Here is an 18,006-nt window from a genome sequence, read left to right on the forward strand (position 1 = left end):
GTTCTTGCGAACAAAACGGCTGTCAATTCAATATGTCTAGGAACGTATTCTTACTATTTTTTCGCCTTTCGTTTGTTTCTCAAAGCGGGTGCAAAAGTAGTTATTCTTTTTTAACTGGCAAGAAAATCATGAAGTTTTTTTGAGATAATATTTATCTCGTTTGCTTCTCTATTTCTTATCAATCTCTCAAGGAACTTCCACCGTTTTTGCGGGGTGCAAAGATAACCTTCTCTTTTAAATCTCACAAGCTTTTTTTAAAGTTTATTTAAAGAGTAAATCTCTAATCACTTTGCTTTACTTGTCAATCATTTAAAGAACATCTGCGTCATTTCGGGTGCAAAATTACAACCTTTATTCGCTTTTACAAGCTTTTTATTCGCCTTTTTTTGATCTTTTCTTAACTTTTAAACTAAAGCACTGATTAAACGACTCTTAAAAATTAAACTTTTTTAAGTTCTTTTGATTTTTGATAAATGTACAGCGAGATCATGCCTTTGAATAGTATTTCAGTGTTTTATTACTATATATAGGGAGCAATAATTTCCTGGTGTTGCAATTACAACATTGTACTCTCTTATATATACGTATTACCGTTTACTAATAAAACAGCATAATAAATCATTATATATAGGTAATGTTTTTACTTCTCCGCAAAAAACGTCTTCTAGATTCTCAAACCGCGTTAGGGATAGCAGCGAAAAGCCCACAGTGACGACCGAAAGGAAGGAACGAGGACTTGTAGCGAAGAGCCCGACCTTATATAAAACAACAAGAGTAGCAGGATTAACTGCTACTCTTGTTGTTTTATATAAGGGAACGCCCAAATAAAATTTAATATTCCCATCTACGGGTTTTGTTTAATTCCTCTTGCTCTTGAATGATCTCTGCTGGTATTACTTTCAGGAAAGATGCATGTTGCTCAATTGCATATTCTACTTTTTCTACAATTTCATCAATGGTGTCATTGTCATAATCAATATCCAGTGGTTCTTTGATGATAAATGATTGAAGAATGCCTTTCTTTTTTATGCGTTATCCTTTATTTAAAAACTGATACCAAGATTTGATTAAAATAAATATGTAAATCAATCATAACGAATTGCACGTACTGGAGATATCTTTGTAATTATATACGACGGTATAACAAGAACAATTAAACAGACTAAAACAGTAAGAACATTTAAAGCCATTATATAGGTCCAGTTAATATAAACAGGTGCTTGATTGACATAATAGTTTTCAGGTGGAAGTTGAATTACACCAAAGTGTTGCTGAATTAACAACAATGTAATTCCTATAAAATTACCCCAAAACACACCTTTTACAATGAGATATGAAGCATTGTACAAAAATATTTTCCTAACAGACCAATTACTGGCACCCAAAGCTTTTAGAATCCCTATCATTTGCGTTCGCTCTAAAATTAAAACCAAGAGGGCAACAACCATGTTTATGGTAGCAACAAGAATCATGACAATAAGTATTACAATGATATTAAAATCAAATAATTTAAGCCATTCAAATATATAACTGTATTTCTCTGTAATGGTTTTTGAATCGAGCGTAGAACCTGTTTGTTCGTAAACCTGTTCCCCTATTGCTTCAATAGCATCAAAATCGTCAACAAAAACTTCAAATGAACCTACTTGACTTGACTTCCATTTGTTGATTTTTTGCATGTGCCTTATATCTCCCAAAATATAAGTAGCATCAAATTCCTGAAATCCCGAATTAAATATTCCAACAATATTAAAGTTCCTTAAGTTATACCCATTATCTTTCATGAAAAAGGTATTAAAAGAATCCCCTACTTTTAAATTTAAACGGTTGGCTATAAACTGAGAGATCACAACTTCTTCATTTAAGCTTTGGGTTGTGTTTGGTATTCTTCCTTGAACCAAATACTCTTTTATATTATCCCACTTATAATCTTTACCTACTCCTTTGAAAATAATCCCTTCAAAAGCACTCTCGGTTCTAATGATTCCAGCTTTACTTACAACAGCTTGAATGTGTGTAACAGCGGGAACTGCTGAGAAATTTGGATAAAAATCTTGTTTATTGGTAATAGGCACCATAGTCATATCCGATTGATTACTATCATAATTAGAAATCACAATATGACCATTGAAGGCTGCGACTTTCTCACGGATTTTTTGTTGCAATCCAATACCTGTAGCAACAGATACAATCATCATGATCATACCAATTGCAATTGCTGAAATAGCAATTTTTATGATAGGCGATGAAATGCTACTTTTATAATCCTTAGATGAAACGAGGCGCTTAGCGATGAAATATTCTAAATTCAAAGTAAAATGGACTTTTATAGGTTATGAAACTAGTTTGGAATAAAATTATTACCTAGGACTATACTATAAAGGTAATTTTTTTTTCATCTCTTCAACAATATTGAAGGCAGCTGGGCAAATAGTAACATTTACCAAAGTAAGATCAGTAATTTGCTGAAATTTTTTTCGATCAGTGTGCGGAAACTCCCTGCAGGCTTTTGGACGAACATCATAAATCATACAAGCATTATCATTATCTAAAAATGTACATGGAACGCTTTGCAACACATAATCTTTATCCTCATCAATTCGCAGATATTGATCAATAAATTGTTGTGGTTTTTGACGTAAATATTTTGAAACCCGTTCAATATCGGCATCTGTAAATAATGGCCCAGTAGTTTTACAGCAATTAGCACATTTTAAACAGTCCATTTTTTTAAATTCAGCGTTGTGAAGGTCTTGCATTAAATAATCTAAATTCTTTGGAATCTTCTTTTTTAACTTATCAAAATACTTTTTGTTTTCGATATGCTTATCTTTGGCCTCTTTGGGAAGATTGATTAATATGTTTTTCAAGTTGCAGATTTATAATTTGAATTACAAAAGTAACAAACTTGACATCTGAAAATGATAAAGATTTAAAAAAATGATGAAAGACCTTTTTGGCAGAGCCATTCTCGATTATGTAACAAATAATTCGCCTGAAGATTTAATTACTGAAACTTCAATATCCGAAGAAGATGAAATGAATATTGCTTACTTGTTTCGTTCTTATGATGAGATGCCTGTTATTGAACAAAAAGCAATGCAATTATCAAAAGGACTTGTTCTAGATGTGGGTTGTGGTGCAGGAAGTCATAGTTTGTATTTACAAAACGAATGTAAACTAAACGTACAATCAATTGATATTTCAAATAACGCCATTGAAGCCTGCAAGCTTAGAGGTCTACATAATGCAACCGTACAGAACATTTTAGATTTGAACATCAATGAAAATGAACCACTATACGATACCATTTTATTATTAATGAACGGAACAGGTATCTTTGGCACTATAAAAGAAATACCTAAATACCTGAAACAACTAAAAAAAATACTGAGCCCTAATGGTCAAATTTTAATAGATTCTTCGGATATCATTTATATGTTTGATAACGATGAAGACGGAGGGAAATGGATTCCTAGCAACGGCTATTATGGCGAAATTACATTTAAAATAAAATATAAAAACGAAATAGAAAACGCGTTTAATTGGCTCTATTTAGATTATAACACACTACAAAATGCGGCTCATGCTAATGGGTTACATTGTGAATTAATTCAAGAAGGGGAACATTTTGATTATTTAGCAAAACTCACACATTTACCTTAAAACAAAAAAAAGTTTCTACTCAAACTGAAAAAACTGCATTATCAAATAAATGTCCTTATGGGATATTCAAATATTTATGTGTTTGCAAAGAAACGCGCCATTTTGGGTTTTGCATCACATAATCTACGATTAATGGAGTCATTTCTTCTTTTTTACTCCATTCTGGTTGAAGAAATAAAATAGCATTAGCCGACACTTTTTCTGCTTGCTCTTCAGCAAAAATAAAATCATGTTTATTATAAATTATAACTTTTAATTCATGAGCAGCTTCATAGACTGTTGAAGTAGGTAGTTTATTCTTCTTTGGAGATAAGCAAATCCAATCCCAAGAACCTGTTAAAGGATACGCACCAGAAGTTTCAATATGAACTTTTCTATTATTGTCTCTCAATTTTTGCGTCAATAATGTCATGTCCCACATTAAAGGTTCACCCCCTGTAACCACAACAGTTTCGGCATATTTACTAGCATTACTTACAATTAAATCTACTGCAGTAGGCGGATGCAACTCTGCATTCCAACTTTCCTTAACATCACACCAATGACAACCTACATCACAACCGCCAATTCTAATAAAATAGGCAGCAGTACCTGTATGAGAGCCCTCTCCTTGAATGGTATAAAATTCCTCCATCAACGGGAGCATTGCTCCTTTATTAATCTCTAATTGTATTTCTTTTGATAACATTCTAATTTTTTAAAGTGCAAAGATAGGGAATTTGAAAAGAGAAGTTTTAAAAACAACTACCTATTATAAATTGTAAATCCTGAAAACTAACCTTTGCGAATTCACCAAGATAAAGGCATAAAAAAACCGGTAGCGAATACTACCGGTTTATAACTTAATTTGAAAAATTATTTTAATATTTTCAAAGACTCAGATGCGTAACTATTTGCAGCATCAAGAGCTAATGTTTTATTAAAATATTCAATAGCTTTAGTTTTATCACTGCTTGCAAAACTTGCAGCTATATTATTGTAAGCTTCAATAAACTTAGTCTTAACCGCTGGTTTAGCTTGCTCTGCATCACCAAGAGCTGTAACTTTTGCTACATAATCCTCGTAGTTTTTAACCATTACATCATCTTTTTCAAGCAATCTGTTGGTTCTAGCTCTGTAAAGATACGCCTCCAAATAATTTGGTGAAGCTGCTAAAACTCTTTCAAATGCGGCATCAGCATTTTGTAATGCAGTAGTATCTGCTTTACCTTCTTTAGCTTTATTGATGTTTGCATAATAAATCGCTAAACCGTAATACACGTTATCATCAAGAAATGTAGTAGAATCTTTAATATTAGCTCCAAATTCAAAAACACCCGCAGCTTCGTTATACAATTTTTGAGAGAACATTTTTTTACCAACTTCGCTTAAACTTTGAACAGCTAGCGGTTCCATTTCTACCCCTTTTTTAATATCCGCTAAACCTTGCGTATATCCTGCTGTATCGACTGAAAGACCATCTGCACTTGTTGCTTTTTTAATTCTACTTAAACCTAAGTTCAAATAATCTAAAGCGATAACTTTATTTCCAGGAAGACTAATAAAACCCTCTAAAGCCTTAATCGCAACATCTAAATTACCATTTTTATAAGCTGCATAACCTAAATAACGGTAAATTCTAGGATTTACTTTATCAAGCTCACTCATTTTGTTTGCTTCTACTTCAAGTGCAGCGTAATCCTCAATCAAAATCAAGAAATCCGCACGACGCATTCTTGAATTGAGTGAATAATCCGTCAATGACATATATTTATCATAATGACCTAAAGCAATTTTATAATTTGCAGCAGCTTGTGACGGTTTATTACGTGCAATTTTATAATACGTTTCAGCTAATTCTCTGTAAACAGGACCATAATTTGGATTCAACGCAATAACTTCGTCATACGCTTTTAAAGCTTCATCATAAGACTTTGCACCTTTTAGCAAGACTCCTAACTGCATTTTTGCTTTTAATAGTGTATTATCTAACTGAAAAGCGCTTCTGTAAGCAACATAAGCCTCATTTTGTTTTCCATCACCATAATAAGCATCTCCAAGAGCTAATTGCAATTGCGCATCCTGATTATTTTTAATGGAAGGATTAGTCAAAGTTGTAATAGCAGTTTTAAAATCTGGTTTTTCAGCATTCATATATGCTCTTGCCACATAAATAAACTCCTGAATATCCTTCTTTTTTATGTCCTTTAATGCAAGAGCAAACTTTGCTTGCGCTGAAGTCAAATCATTTTTATCCAAATCCATTTGGCCAAGACCAATATTATTTAATCTTCCATCTTCTGACGCTGTTAATCCTTTGTCAAAAAATATTTTTGCAGAATCCTGAATATTTTGTTCTAAATATACATTACCAAGAGTAAAAAATGCAGAACCACTAGTTGGTTTTGCTTTGATAATTGATTTCAAGATAGACTTAGCACTTTCGAATTGCTCTGCATCGATAGCTTTTTTTGCTTGATTAATATCTTGAGCTTGTGTAGTAAAAGCTGTTGCTAAAATAGCCACGCTCAATGTTGAGAATTTATTCATCTTAATTGTAGTTAATTTATTTTTCATCTTTTTGACTATTAGTTATAGTAAATTTCCTAGTAGGAATACGTACAGGTAACAAACCTGATTTTAATACTATTCTTTGTCCGATATCCCCACCAACGAACGATGCAAAACCCATTCCTAAACCGGAGAATCCCTGACAATTTATAATATACAAATCACGTGCCAAAGGATACTTCTTTTCGGCAATATCATTTTGAGATGGATAAAAATACCCATTATCTTTTAATCCTTTCACACTTAAAACACGAACCTTTTCAACGAAATCTACCATGGCAGGTTTAGGTTGCGTGAGCCAGTTAACACCTACAACACCTATCAAGCCATCGTTTGCAGCTACGTGTTTTATCACTTCATCATTTGTTTTAAATGAAAAAACACCATTTTCAGGTATCGCTTTAATTCCTGCTAAATCACTTAAATACCGTACTGTACTTGAATTTAAATTATCAAATACCAAACCCTTAATTTTAGTCCCCGCTTTGCCTTGCATAAAATGCAAAACATCTTGTAACGCAATAAGAGAATCTTTATTGTTACTATTTGATACAAACGCGATAGCATCTGTAGCAAATGGAGTTATTTTAGGATTAATATTTCTTTGCTTGAATATTTTAATTTCTGTTGGTGTCAAATTCCTAGAAAGAATTGCAATAGCTGACGTTTTGTTAAAGAGTGAATTCAAAGTTTCTGATTCTGATTTTGATGTCAAATTAATCTTTGCATCATACTCACTTTCAAAAACAGCCACTTGGTCTTCAACAATAGGAGTTAAAGTTTCATCCACATAAATTGTAGCATTACCCTTTAAGATAGTCTCTTCTTTATTTGACTTATTACAAGAATAAAACACAGCCACAATGACTGCAAGAGACAAGAATAAAATAGATAATTTTTTCATAAACTAATTGTTGCTATTTATAATTCTAAAAAATCTAAAAGATGCATACGCTATCAATATAACACCAAAGGCAACACGATAAATCCTATCCATATCTAACGGAAAGTTATTCATGAATATTATAAACAATCCTAGAATAAGATATAATAGAAAAAACAAAATTCCTAAAACAAGAAGAAATCGCTCTCTAAGCGATTTCTTCTTAATATTGTTTACTATGTTGTTCAACATTATTCTGCTGCTTGAATATTTATAGGCAACGAATACAAAACCCTAACAGGCTTACCATTCTGCACACCAGGAGACCATCTTGGAGATTTTTTCAATACGCGAATTGCCTCTTTACCAGTTCCATAACCAATATCTCTAATAACTTTGATATCTGTTAAAGATCCATCTTTTTCAACAACAAATGACACGAAAACTTTACCTTTTAATCCTTCTTCTTCTGGAGTTACATAATTGTTACCAACAAATTTGTAAAACTTATCCATCCCACCAGGGAAGTCAGGTTTCACTTCAATACCTGCAGTACTATATACTGTATTGTCTGGAGCTTCTTCAACTACTGCAGCAGTTCCTGTACCTACAGGCTCTACACTAAGAACAGCATCTGGATCTCCTTTAATAGTTTCAGCACCCAGTTTTTTATCTTTAATTTCTTCCGTTTTTGGCGGTTCTTCAGTAACCTCATCTGCTTTTGCCACAACTGGCTTAACAAATTTCACTTGATCCACTTTTGGTGGCGGTGGTGGCGGTGGCGGAAGGTTTTTCTTAACTTCTTCTTTTTTAGGAGGCAACTTGATACTAACAATTTTTGTATCTAAAGTTTCATCACCATCAGAAGAATCAGGTAGTAAACCTAAAATAAGTGGCATACTAACCGCAAAAGCAAATACTACAGCACCAAATATAAGGGCTTTAGTTGCAGTCTTGTTATTCGTTTTTCTAAGATCGTAAGCACCGTATGCCTTATTACGACCTTCGAAAACAATATCAAGCCATTGGTTTGTGAATATATCTAATTTCATTTTTCTTAATTATTAGGTTATTGAGTAATTGAAAATATTAATTACTTTCTAACAATTTTAATTCTTCTGGTGAGAAATCATTAACAATAGCATTTGTAGGAACACCTACTATAGCCATTTCATCGAGTATGTCTACTAGATTACGGTAATTTGATTTTTTCCCTGGTTTAATAATTACAATTAACCCCTTATCTTTATCACCTGTATATTCGACTACTGATTTTTTTCTTTTTAATAACTCAGCACGGATACCTTCTTTACCATACGCTATATCTGCAGGACCAGCGATCGGTGTAGCTAACAACCCCATGTAATACACCATCTTGTTGTTGTCACCTAACATTACTGTTAAAGTACGATTTTCATCTACTTTAATTGGTTTTTCCTTGGTTTTATCCTCTTCTTTATCTGGTAAACCCAGAGGCATAGATTGTGGTTTTGACAGAGTAGTTGTCAACATAAAGAACGTAATCAACAAGAAAGCTAAATCCACCATTGCAGTTAAATCTACTTTTGAATTGGATTTTTTACTTCTTACTTTACCACCTTTTTTGCCATCACCGTCGCCAGTATTTAATTCAGCCATTTTAGTGTATTTTTATAATTATTTCTCAGTTGCTCTCAAACCAGTAACCAAATTGAAGTTATTGATTTTTTGTTCTTGTAAAATATCCATTACTTTTTTAATAGCAGGATATTCTTCTTTTGCATCACCTTTTATAGCTATTTGCAATTCTTTGTCGTTCACTTTGATATTAGCTATACGAGAGTTATAAATCCACTCTTTTAACTGATTATCTAGAGAATCTTTCGGTACACCTGGCTGAACACCTGGTTTGTTTCTATCCGCAGTTTTCATTGCAATAAGCTGTTTCAAGTTAGCAATTGGCACACCAACACCTTCCATCAATGCAAATGTCTCTGTTTCACTTTCAGTAAATTCAACACCATATTTTTGACCCATCAATAGTAGCGCTTCCTTGCGTACTTCTCTACCTTTCAAGTCATAAAATACTTTTCCTTTACCAATGGTAACAGTTGCTAAATTATCTTCTGGCAATTTAGACTGAACTGTTGACGCAGGGGTATCAACTGGCAATGCTTCAGGGATTTTAGCCGTAGCTGTCATTACAAAGAAAGACAACAATAAAAAAGCCACATCACACATAGCAGTCATGTCCGTAGACCCTGCTTTTTTCTTCATTTTTATAGCCATTAATATATTTTTTAAAATTTACAAGAAAGCAGTAGCAAAAATTGAACTACTTTCTTGCAAAATAAATTATTAATTATTTTTGAGCACTTCTGAAGTGTCTGTATGTGTTCACAATTGTATTACCAGCCTCATCAATAGAATAAGTCAAAGTATCAATTTTAGAAGTAAAGAAATTGTAAGCAATAATTGCTAAAGCAGAAGTAGAGATACCTGTAGCCGTGTTGATCAAGGCCTCAGAGATACCATTTGCAAGAGCAGCTTGATCTGGAGTACCCGCAGCAGATAATGCACTAAATGCTTTAATCATACCCGTTACAGTTCCTAATAATCCAGCAAGAGTTCCTAAAGATACCATTGTAGAAAGCACAGTCATGTGTTTCTCTAACATTGGCATTTCTAATGAAGTAACTTCTTCAATTTCTTTATGAATTGTTTCAGCAGCAGCTTCACTATCAAAACCTTCTTTTTTAACTTCTTGGTATTTCAATAAAGCAGATTTGATTGGGTTAGCAACAGAACCTTTTTGTTTGTCACAAGCAGCAATAGCTCCTTCAATGTTTCCAGCTTTAATATCTTTTTGTAAGTTAGTCATGAACTGATCAAGATTTCCTTTACCAGCTGCTTTTGAAATTACAGCAAAACGCTCAAATGAGAATACAACAACCATTAAAAGTAATCCTAACAAAACTGGTACAATTGGACCTCCTTTGTATACCATTGCTAACATGTTTCCTGGAAGTGGGTGACCTGTATTAACTCCGCCTTCAAAATTAGCACCGTTACCCATTATGAAATTCCAAATTAACCATCCAACAAAGATACATGCTACAATAATGATTCCTGAAATCATTCCTCCTCCGTTCGCCGCTTTTTCTTTTTTAACGTTTGCCATTTTTTTTTAATTTTAATAGTTTTAAATAAATTTATCTTAGTTATATTAAACTTGTAGTTAGGCAAATTTATATTTTTAGTTCAAATAAAAAAACTTTTTTTTATTTAATTGTAATTAAATTTATTTCAAAAACACATTCTAAAGACATATATCTTGATTTCAGTTCATATTCATAATTAATCGACCACTTTTATAAAAAATAATTTATTATTTTAAGAAAATTTGATATAATATTTCAAAATAGAGTAATACGATAAAAAAAATATATTTTAAGTTTTTCATAACAAAAATCCTCTAACGGTACAGGAAACGCTAAAATTGTTGGTTTTATAAAAATATAATAACTTGCATACGATTTAAATTCAAACTTATTATGAGCAAAAACGATGATTTTACTACGTACATAACCCAAGGCTTTCAATCAAAAGGCGAAAGTATAACTCTAGGAAGTGCTATTTTAGATGGAGAAGTAGTACCAAATACTTACATAAAGATACCCTTAAAAACACTTAATCGCCACGGTTTAATTGCTGGTGCTACAGGTACTGGAAAAACAAAAACAATTCAAGTACTTTCTGAGCAACTTTCGTCTTTTGGCATTCCCGTATTAATGATGGATATTAAAGGTGATTTTAGCGGGATTGCTAAAGAGGGCGAAGAAAAAGATTTTATCACAGAACGTCATGCCAAAATCAACATTCCGTACAAAACAGAAAGTTTTCCAGTCGAACTATTAACCTTATCTGAGCAAAACGGAGTGCGATTGCGAGCCACTGTTTCAGAATTTGGGCCAGTCCTTTTTTCTAGAATACTTAATTTAAATGATACTCAAGCTGGAGTTGTAGCTGTGATTTTTAAATATTGTGATGACAATAAAATGCCATTGCTCGATTTAAAAGATATCAAAAAGGTCATCAACTATATCACTGAAGAAGGCAAAGAAGAGATTCAGGAATTATACGGAAAGATATCTACTGCAACAACTGGTACTATCTTGCGAAAAATAATTGAACTTGAACAACAAGGAGCCGACTTGTTTTTTGGCGAAATGTCATTTGATATCAATGATTTGATGCGGATCGATGAAAAAGGCAGAGGATACGTAAACATTTTACGCCTAACAGATATTCAAGACAAACCTAAATTGTTTTCGACTTTTATGTTGAGTTTATTAGCCGAGATCTACCAGCAGATGCCTGAAAAAGGAGATGCTGAACAACCTGAACTTGTCATTTTTATAGACGAAGCGCATTTGATATTTAACGAAGCTAGCAAAACATTATTAGAACAAATTGAAACTATTGTAAAACTAGTTCGATCAAAAGGTATTGGAATTTATTTCACAACTCAAAACCCTATGGACATCCCTAGTGGTGTTCTTGCTCAATTAGGTTTAAAAATTCAGCATGCACTAAGGGCTTTTACAGCCAATGACAGAAAGGCCATCAAACAAACTGCTGATAATTATCCTACCTCTGAATATTACACCACCGAAGATGTCCTTACCAGTTTGGGCATTGGAGAAGCACTTGTTACAGCATTAAACGAAAAGGGCATCCCTACTCCTCTTGCTGCAACCATGATGCGAGCACCTATGAGCCGAATGGATATTTTAACAGAAGATGAAATTAACGCTATTAACAATACTTCGAAACTTGTCTCTAAATACAGCGCTGTGGTAGACAGAGAAAGCGCCTATGAAATGCTGCAAAAAAAGATTAACGAGATCAATGAAAGCGTAGCTGAAAACACTGAGGAAGAAACAGTTGAAAAAGAGAAAAATGAAGAACCAAGCACGGCTAGCGTTGTTGGGAAATCTGTTTTAAAAGTTCTTACAAGTGCCACTTTCATCAGAGGAGTTTTTGGAATTTTGACTAAGATATTTAAAAAGTAATGCTATAAAATCTATATATGAAAAAATATTTAGTCCAAAAAAATCCTTTTGTAGTCCCAACAACCGATGGTAAATTGATTGAAGAACACCATGGCCTAATTGCAACTCAAAACAATGACATCTCAATTGCACACATGGTTGCTCCCCCCAAGTGGACTGAACCTTTTCAAACTCCACAATTTGATGAGTATACCTATATTATACATGGTAAAAAACAATTCATTATAGAAGAAGAAGTTGTTATTCTTGAAGCGGGTCAATCTATAAAAATTGAAAAAAATACACGAGTGCAATATTCCAACCCTTTTGAAGAGCCTTGTGAATATATCGCTATTTGCAAACCTGCTTTTTCCATAGAAAACGTTAATAGAGAAGAATAAACCGTATACTATTATTATCTTTAAGTCTTAAAATACGATATTTATGTCCACTCCAAAAAAAATTGTTATTGTAGGCGCAGGATTTGCAGGTTTGCGTCTAGCCCAAGATTTAGAAAACACCAATTATGATGTATTACTAATAGACAAGAACAATTACCATCAATTTCAACCTTTGATGTATCAAGTAGCCACTGCTAGACTGGAGCCTGCAAGTATTTCTTTTCCGTTGAGAAAAGTATTTCAACATTCAAAAAATGTTCGTATCCGTATTGCTGATGTTATTAGTGTGAATACTCAAAATAAAACTCTCCAAACAACCATTGCTGATTTTGATTATGATCACTTAGTAGTTGCTTTTGGATGTACCACAAATTATTTTGGCAATACTGAAATTGAGAAACATGCATTCCCAATGAAATCAGTACCGGAGGCTATACAATTGCGCAACCAAATTTTACAAACCTTTGAAGACACCTTGATTGCACCTGCTGATGAATTGCAATCTTTAATGAATTTTATTGTAGTAGGTGGAGGACCGACTGGTGTTGAACTTGCAGGGGCACTTGCAGAGATGAAAAAAAACATACTCCCAAAAGATTATCCTGACAAAGATTTCTCAAAACTTACCATTTATTTACTGGAGGGTTCACCCAATGTTTTGAATCCAATGAGTGTTGACTCCCAAAAAATGTCTAAGAAATATCTTGAGGATTTAGGAGTGATTGTAATGACCAATACCCTTGTAAGTCATTATGACGGGGAAACGGTAAGCTTACAAAATGGAGAAATCATCCGTTCAAAAAATGTAATATGGGCTGCAGGTATTACTGGAAATACTCTAGAAGGAATACCAACAAGTGCATTAACAAGAGGCAACCGTTTTATAGTAGACTGTTTTAACGCCATTGCTGGATTAGAATCTGTTTATGCTCTAGGGGATATTGCGTTTATGACTACACCTAAATATCCAAACGGTCACCCACAAGTAGCAAGTGTAGCGATAGAACAAGCTAAAATTCTCGCTAAAAATTTTAAATTAGACTTAAAGAATGCGTCAAGAATTGAATATGAATACCACGACAAAGGATCAATGGCTACCGTAGGTAAACGGAAAGCAGTTGTCGATTTGCCTAAATTTAGTTTTCAAGGACGATTGGCCTGGTTCACCTGGATGTTTATTCACCTCATGTTAATTTTGAGCGTAAAAAACAAACTCTCTATTTTTGTAAACTGGATGTTTAGCTACTTTAATAATGACAGTACGTTGCGTGTTTTATTAAAACCCGCCACAAAAAAATAACTAAAAAAAACAACAAAGGACTCTAAAAAAGAGCCCTTTGTTTTATTGTAAAAGTTCTAGTATTTTATCTTCTACTTTTTTGGAATCCCATATAGTAGCAATATCATCCATCTTTAACACTTCTTCCATAATTTTATTTTGGTATTCCCCTAGCGCCAGCGCTTCGGCATAAGGCGTAAGACTAAAAGTAACTAAACTATATAGCGGCGTCCATTTATCAGGATGTTTGTCTGAGAACCATTTTTCAATTTTCTTTTGTAATAAAAAATTCTCATCGGCAGTTTTTGAGCTCATTTCCATGAAGTTTCTTTCTGCTAATTCTGCAATTGCATCCGCATTTGGTTTACGAAGTTGCTCATATTCTAAGAAAATTGCTCGCCAGTTGTCCCCATGTTTATCAATACAGTCTTGTAAAATCGTAATGTCTTCAAATCCCGCATTCATCCCTTGCCCATAAAAAGGTACTATTGCATGAGCGGCATCACCTATTAAAGCAACTTTATCATCATAGGTCCAAGGATAGCATTTCATTTTAACCAAATAACTAGTTGGGTTCTTAAAAAAATCTTCCACCAGATTTGGGATTACAGCCTTAGTATCAGGGAAAAATTTAGCAAAAAAATCAACCAAGTCTTTCTCGGATTTTAGTTTTTCAAATGAATTTTCTCCTTCAAATGGCATAAAGAGAGTACATGTAAAACTACCATCAAGATTAGATAAACCCATTAACATAAAATCTCCTCTTGGCCAAATGTGTAATGAGTTAGCGTCAATTTTATGTGAACCATCGGGATTTGCAGGAATATGTAATTCCTTGTACCCTATTTTCATGAACTCCTGAGAATAATCGAACATGGATTGACGTTGCATTTTGTGTCTAATGCGTGAAAAAGCACCATCAGCTCCAAAAACTTTATCAAATTTAACTTCTGTCCATTCACCACGTTCCGTTTCACCTATATGTAAAGTAGCATCACTTAAGGTGACGTCCCATATTTTTTGGTTAAAAAAGAATTCAACACCCTCTTTTTCAGCAAGATCAATCATTTTACGATTTAAGATTCCTCTTGAAAGTGAAAAAATGGCCTCCCCTTCTTTTCCGTAATTTTGAGTCACATAAGTTCCGTCTTGCAAATGTATCCCGCGTTTGTCTACAGGAATACCAATAGCACGTATTTCATCATCAAGACCTATATCTTCTAATGTTTTCCATCCTCTATTAGACATTACTAAGTTGATAGATCGACCTGAAAATTGAATATTTCGAATGTCAGGACTTCTATCATACACGTGAACCGTATGACCTAATTTTTTTAGATATATCGCCAATAGTGTTCCTACTAAACCTGAACCCACTACTGCAATTTTTTGAGCTGTTTGCATTATTTTTGATGATATGTTAAGCAAAACTACTCATTAATTAGTTTAAGCTCTTACAAATTAAACATTATTTACTAGGGGTGAAAATTAATTTAGTAGAAGTCCTTTGTATTTCTTCCTTATTTAACAACATCCTCCTAAATTTACCTGTATTGTACAACTCAGCTTGGTCATTATAATGAGCACTCATAGGATTTCCAGATTGTCCCGTAGGCAAAACGCTCCAACTGTTTTCAATATCCGAAAAATCTATAACTCTTCGGGTAGACGGACCTCCTTTTACCTCATACGCACCAGTGCCATTATACTCGAAAAATAAATTATTAATTACCTCGCTAGAGCCTGATACCTCAAAAGGGCCTACGTTGAAAATGTTTTTCAAAACAGCGACCTTACTCAAAGGATGTTGGTGTTCTAAAGTATGTACTCTGTTCCAAGTCCACGCCAACACATCCGGGCCTAATTGTTTTTCAAGCGCAGCGATAGCCTCCTTAAATGACTGTAATACTATATTTTCTCTAGTTTCTTTATTGTTTTTAGTCTTGATGTTATCCCACCAAACAGAATTTTTATTTTGTATTTGATTCGCGATAGTCTGTTTCATAATATTGGTACCTAAGAACATTTCAAACTTTTCCTTTCCTAACTCATCTTCAAAAGTATTTTTCATATATAGGTATACCCATTTGTTGTAGATTGTAGGAGCTACATCATCGAGATTATTAGAGCCTTTCCAATCTTTTAAAATTGAAATTGCTTGTTTTTGAGTATTAGAAAGTGCTTTAGAACTACAATTTGCAATCAACTCCTTGACTACATTTGGCGCAACCGATGAAACGTTATCAAAAATCATATTTCCAACAGCTTCCTTATCCCAAGAGGAATTAGCATCTAATAATTGAGAAATTCTTTTGGCGCGATCTTCTGGTAAATAATATCCAGGATAATTAAATCCATCTATAGGTTCCGGTTGATTATTTGCTGAATAAACGTAATTCCATCTTGGGTTTACTGCCGAAGGATTTTTGGAAAAATCCAAAAACGAAACAATATCATCTTTTCCAGAAGCTCCGTCTAAGATGAAGTTTGGATTTACTCCTTTATTATGTTTATACAATTTACCAGTAGCCCACCATGCCACATTTCCTTTAGCATCGCCGTACATTACATTTAATCCTGGAGCTGCTATTAATGCTACCCCTTTTCTAAAATCAGCTTTGCTTTTTGCATGCGAAAGCGAATAAACCGCTTCTAGAATATTGATGGGTTGTTGGGTATAAATCCAAGATAATGCAATGGGTTTATTAGGCTCTAAGCCATCCATCAAGTCATTCATTATAGGTCCATGTCGTGATATTTTTACGCTCAAAACACAATCTGTGGAGTCTTTAATTTTTATTGTTTTTTTTCTAATTTCATATGTCCCATAACCACTAGGAGTTTTATACTCCTTATCATTCTTAGGATTGGATTGTTCTTGATACAAATCGATATCATCATTTTCAAACATTGTTAATCCATAAGCATAATCTCTATTGTGTCCTAATAAAGGATAGGGTGTTCCTGCTAGATAACAACCATACAATTCAAAATCTGGCACTACAATATGAGCTTCATACCACGTTCCCGGTTGCGAAAACCCAATATGTGGATCATTAGCAAAAATAACTTTTCCGTTTTTAGTTTTCTTAGGTGCAATCACCCAACTGTTACTTCCTATAAAAGGAGACACAGGCGATTGGTCTAAAAGTTGAGCAATAGATTTAGATATAGCGGCATACTCTTGAGAATTTTCGGATGCGTTTTTTATTTTGGTAGTATTAAATTCACCATTTATTCCTAAATCCTTAAGGTATTTGGCACCATATTTATTGCGAATATCTGTTAACAAAGGATCTGATTTTTGAGCCATTGCAAAACTAAAAGACATGTATCCAAAAATATTATAGACATCTTTTATAGTAAACTTCTCTTTCTTAACACCTATCAAACTAAACTCTATTGGCGTTTTCCCTTCGTCTAAATACTGATTGATCCCATCAAGATATGACATTGTCAGTTGGTAACTTGGACTATTTTTATCTAATGCTGCTATTGCTTTAACTGAAGCTTCTTCAATCCCTAAGCCGGCAAAAAATTTATCATTTTTTAACGCAACTGATCCGAAGACTTCAGACAACCTGCCTGGTGCTATGCGGCGCATTAGTTCCATTTGCCATAATCGATCTTGTGCATGTACATACCCTAATGCAACCATAGCATCTTTTGAATTTTCAGCATAGATGTGAGGGACACCAAATTCATCAAAATGAACTGTTGTTTCTTTTTGAATGTTTTTTAACGCTAGCTCACCCTCATATGTAGGCTTTGAGTATAGTGCATACATAAAAATAGAACCTGCTAAAACGGCTACTAGTACCAGTAAAATAAAAAGAGATTTTTTTAGTGTTTTCATCATGGGATAAATTGAAAAACAAATATATAGGATTTGGAAATGATATGAAACAAATAATTACGACTGGAGTACGATGCAATAAAATAATTTAAAATCAATAGCGTCCTAAACATTTAAAAAAAGAAAAGAAAAAGAGGGTAATTTTTGTATCTCAAATTAACTTTGAGTTGCACAACAAAAAAGCCCTCTTCTATGTCAAATATAACTTTGTTTTCTCAAATAATTTCAAAATTAGATCGTTCAAAATTCAGCAAAATAGTTGCAAGGAAAGAAACCGACAAGCACAATAAAGGATTCAGTAGTTGGAATCATTTAATTTCAATGCTTTTCTGCCAGTT

Annotated in this window: 16 protein-coding genes and 1 pseudogene; 5 read left to right on the forward strand and 12 right to left on the reverse strand. The window is 33.4% G+C overall.

Annotated elements, in window-relative coordinates; genetic code table 11:
- Positions 1–831: 831 nt before the first annotated feature.
- From FJV36_RS16485 to FJV36_RS09705, 3 genes and pseudogenes are all read right to left on the reverse strand, one after another.
- Positions 832–1,032 (reverse strand): annotated as a pseudogene (locus tag FJV36_RS16485) (1-acyl-sn-glycerol-3-phosphate acyltransferase); the annotation flags it as partial.
- A 53-nt stretch (positions 1,033–1,085) separates the two neighbouring features.
- Positions 1,086–2,312, reverse strand: a complete 1,227-nt coding sequence (locus tag FJV36_RS09700; RefSeq protein ID WP_158728742.1) for an ABC transporter permease — start codon at positions 2,310–2,312, stop codon at positions 1,086–1,088.
- A 63-nt stretch (positions 2,313–2,375) separates the two neighbouring features.
- Positions 2,376–2,870: a YkgJ family cysteine cluster protein gene (locus FJV36_RS09705; protein WP_158728741.1), complete on the reverse strand. Its 495-nt coding sequence runs from the start codon at positions 2,868–2,870 to the stop codon at positions 2,376–2,378.
- Between the two features lie 73 nt (positions 2,871–2,943).
- On the opposite strand from FJV36_RS09705, the gene FJV36_RS09710 reads away from it, so the two are divergent.
- The gene (locus tag FJV36_RS09710; protein WP_158728745.1) at positions 2,944–3,666 is read left to right on the forward strand and encodes a bifunctional 2-polyprenyl-6-hydroxyphenol methylase/3-demethylubiquinol 3-O-methyltransferase UbiG; all 723 of its coding nucleotides are present in this window, start codon (positions 2,944–2,946) and stop codon (positions 3,664–3,666) included.
- A gap of 55 nt (positions 3,667–3,721) precedes the next feature.
- On the opposite strand, the gene FJV36_RS09715 is transcribed toward FJV36_RS09710, so the two are convergent.
- From FJV36_RS09715 to FJV36_RS09745, 7 genes are all read right to left on the reverse strand, one after another.
- A complete protein-coding gene (locus FJV36_RS09715) occupies positions 3,722–4,354 on the reverse strand; it encodes a 7-carboxy-7-deazaguanine synthase QueE (protein ID WP_158728740.1) in 633 nt (210 codons plus the stop codon).
- A gap of 167 nt (positions 4,355–4,521) precedes the next feature.
- Positions 4,522–6,222: a tetratricopeptide repeat protein gene (locus FJV36_RS09720; protein ID WP_347753179.1), complete on the reverse strand. Its 1,701-nt coding sequence runs from the start codon at positions 6,220–6,222 to the stop codon at positions 4,522–4,524.
- Positions 6,212–7,120 (reverse strand): PstS family phosphate ABC transporter substrate-binding protein, encoded by a 909-nt coding sequence (locus FJV36_RS09725; protein ID WP_158728739.1) that lies wholly within the window; start codon positions 7,118–7,120, stop codon positions 6,212–6,214. Before FJV36_RS09725 ends, FJV36_RS09720 begins: the two co-directional genes overlap by 11 nt.
- Before the next feature lie 230 nt (positions 7,121–7,350).
- Positions 7,351–8,151, reverse strand: coding sequence for an energy transducer TonB (locus FJV36_RS09730; protein WP_158728738.1), 801 nt, complete (start codon positions 8,149–8,151; stop codon positions 7,351–7,353).
- A gap of 37 nt (positions 8,152–8,188) precedes the next feature.
- On the reverse strand, positions 8,189–8,737 hold the full coding sequence (locus FJV36_RS09735) for a biopolymer transporter ExbD (RefSeq protein WP_158728737.1): 549 nt from the start codon (positions 8,735–8,737) through the stop codon (positions 8,189–8,191).
- Between the two features lie 18 nt (positions 8,738–8,755).
- Entirely contained in the window at positions 8,756–9,355 is a 600-nt protein-coding gene (locus FJV36_RS09740) for a biopolymer transporter ExbD (protein WP_233264942.1), read from the reverse strand.
- Between the two features lie 85 nt (positions 9,356–9,440).
- Positions 9,441–10,259 carry a MotA/TolQ/ExbB proton channel family protein gene (locus FJV36_RS09745; protein WP_158728735.1) on the reverse strand — a complete coding sequence of 273 codons (819 nt, stop codon included), beginning with the start codon at positions 10,257–10,259 and terminating at the stop codon, positions 9,441–9,443.
- A 373-nt stretch (positions 10,260–10,632) separates the two neighbouring features.
- Between FJV36_RS09745 and FJV36_RS09750 the strand changes: the two genes are divergently transcribed.
- From FJV36_RS09750 to FJV36_RS09760, 3 genes are read left to right on the forward strand one after another with little or no spacing between them, the layout of a single operon-like run.
- Complete coding sequence (locus FJV36_RS09750) at positions 10,633–12,153, forward strand: helicase HerA-like domain-containing protein (RefSeq protein ID WP_158728734.1); 1,521 nt, start codon at positions 10,633–10,635, stop codon at positions 12,151–12,153.
- Between the two features lie 17 nt (positions 12,154–12,170).
- A complete protein-coding gene (locus FJV36_RS09755; protein ID WP_158728733.1) occupies positions 12,171–12,533 on the forward strand; it encodes a cupin domain-containing protein in 363 nt (120 codons plus the stop codon).
- A gap of 43 nt (positions 12,534–12,576) precedes the next feature.
- Positions 12,577–13,833, forward strand: coding sequence for an NAD(P)/FAD-dependent oxidoreductase (locus FJV36_RS09760; RefSeq protein ID WP_158981055.1), 1,257 nt, complete (start codon positions 12,577–12,579; stop codon positions 13,831–13,833).
- 42 nt (positions 13,834–13,875) lie between these two features.
- On the opposite strand, the gene FJV36_RS09765 is transcribed toward FJV36_RS09760, so the two are convergent.
- Both FJV36_RS09765 and FJV36_RS09770 read right to left on the reverse strand, forming a co-directional pair.
- Positions 13,876–15,216, reverse strand: coding sequence for an NAD(P)/FAD-dependent oxidoreductase (locus FJV36_RS09765; protein ID WP_158728731.1), 1,341 nt, complete (start codon positions 15,214–15,216; stop codon positions 13,876–13,878).
- A 64-nt stretch (positions 15,217–15,280) separates the two neighbouring features.
- On the reverse strand, positions 15,281–17,668 hold the full coding sequence (locus FJV36_RS09770) for a penicillin acylase family protein (protein ID WP_158728743.1): 2,388 nt from the start codon (positions 17,666–17,668) through the stop codon (positions 15,281–15,283).
- Positions 17,669–17,860: 192 nt separating this feature from the next.
- On the opposite strand from FJV36_RS09770, the gene FJV36_RS09775 reads away from it, so the two are divergent.
- A partial coding sequence (locus FJV36_RS09775; RefSeq protein WP_158981057.1) for a DUF4372 domain-containing protein occupies positions 17,861–18,006 on the forward strand: 146 nt, incomplete at its 3' end.

This window comes from Flavobacterium sp. I-STPP5a (assembly GCF_009764685.1).
GTDB lineage: Bacteria > Bacteroidota > Bacteroidia > Flavobacteriales > Flavobacteriaceae > Flavobacterium.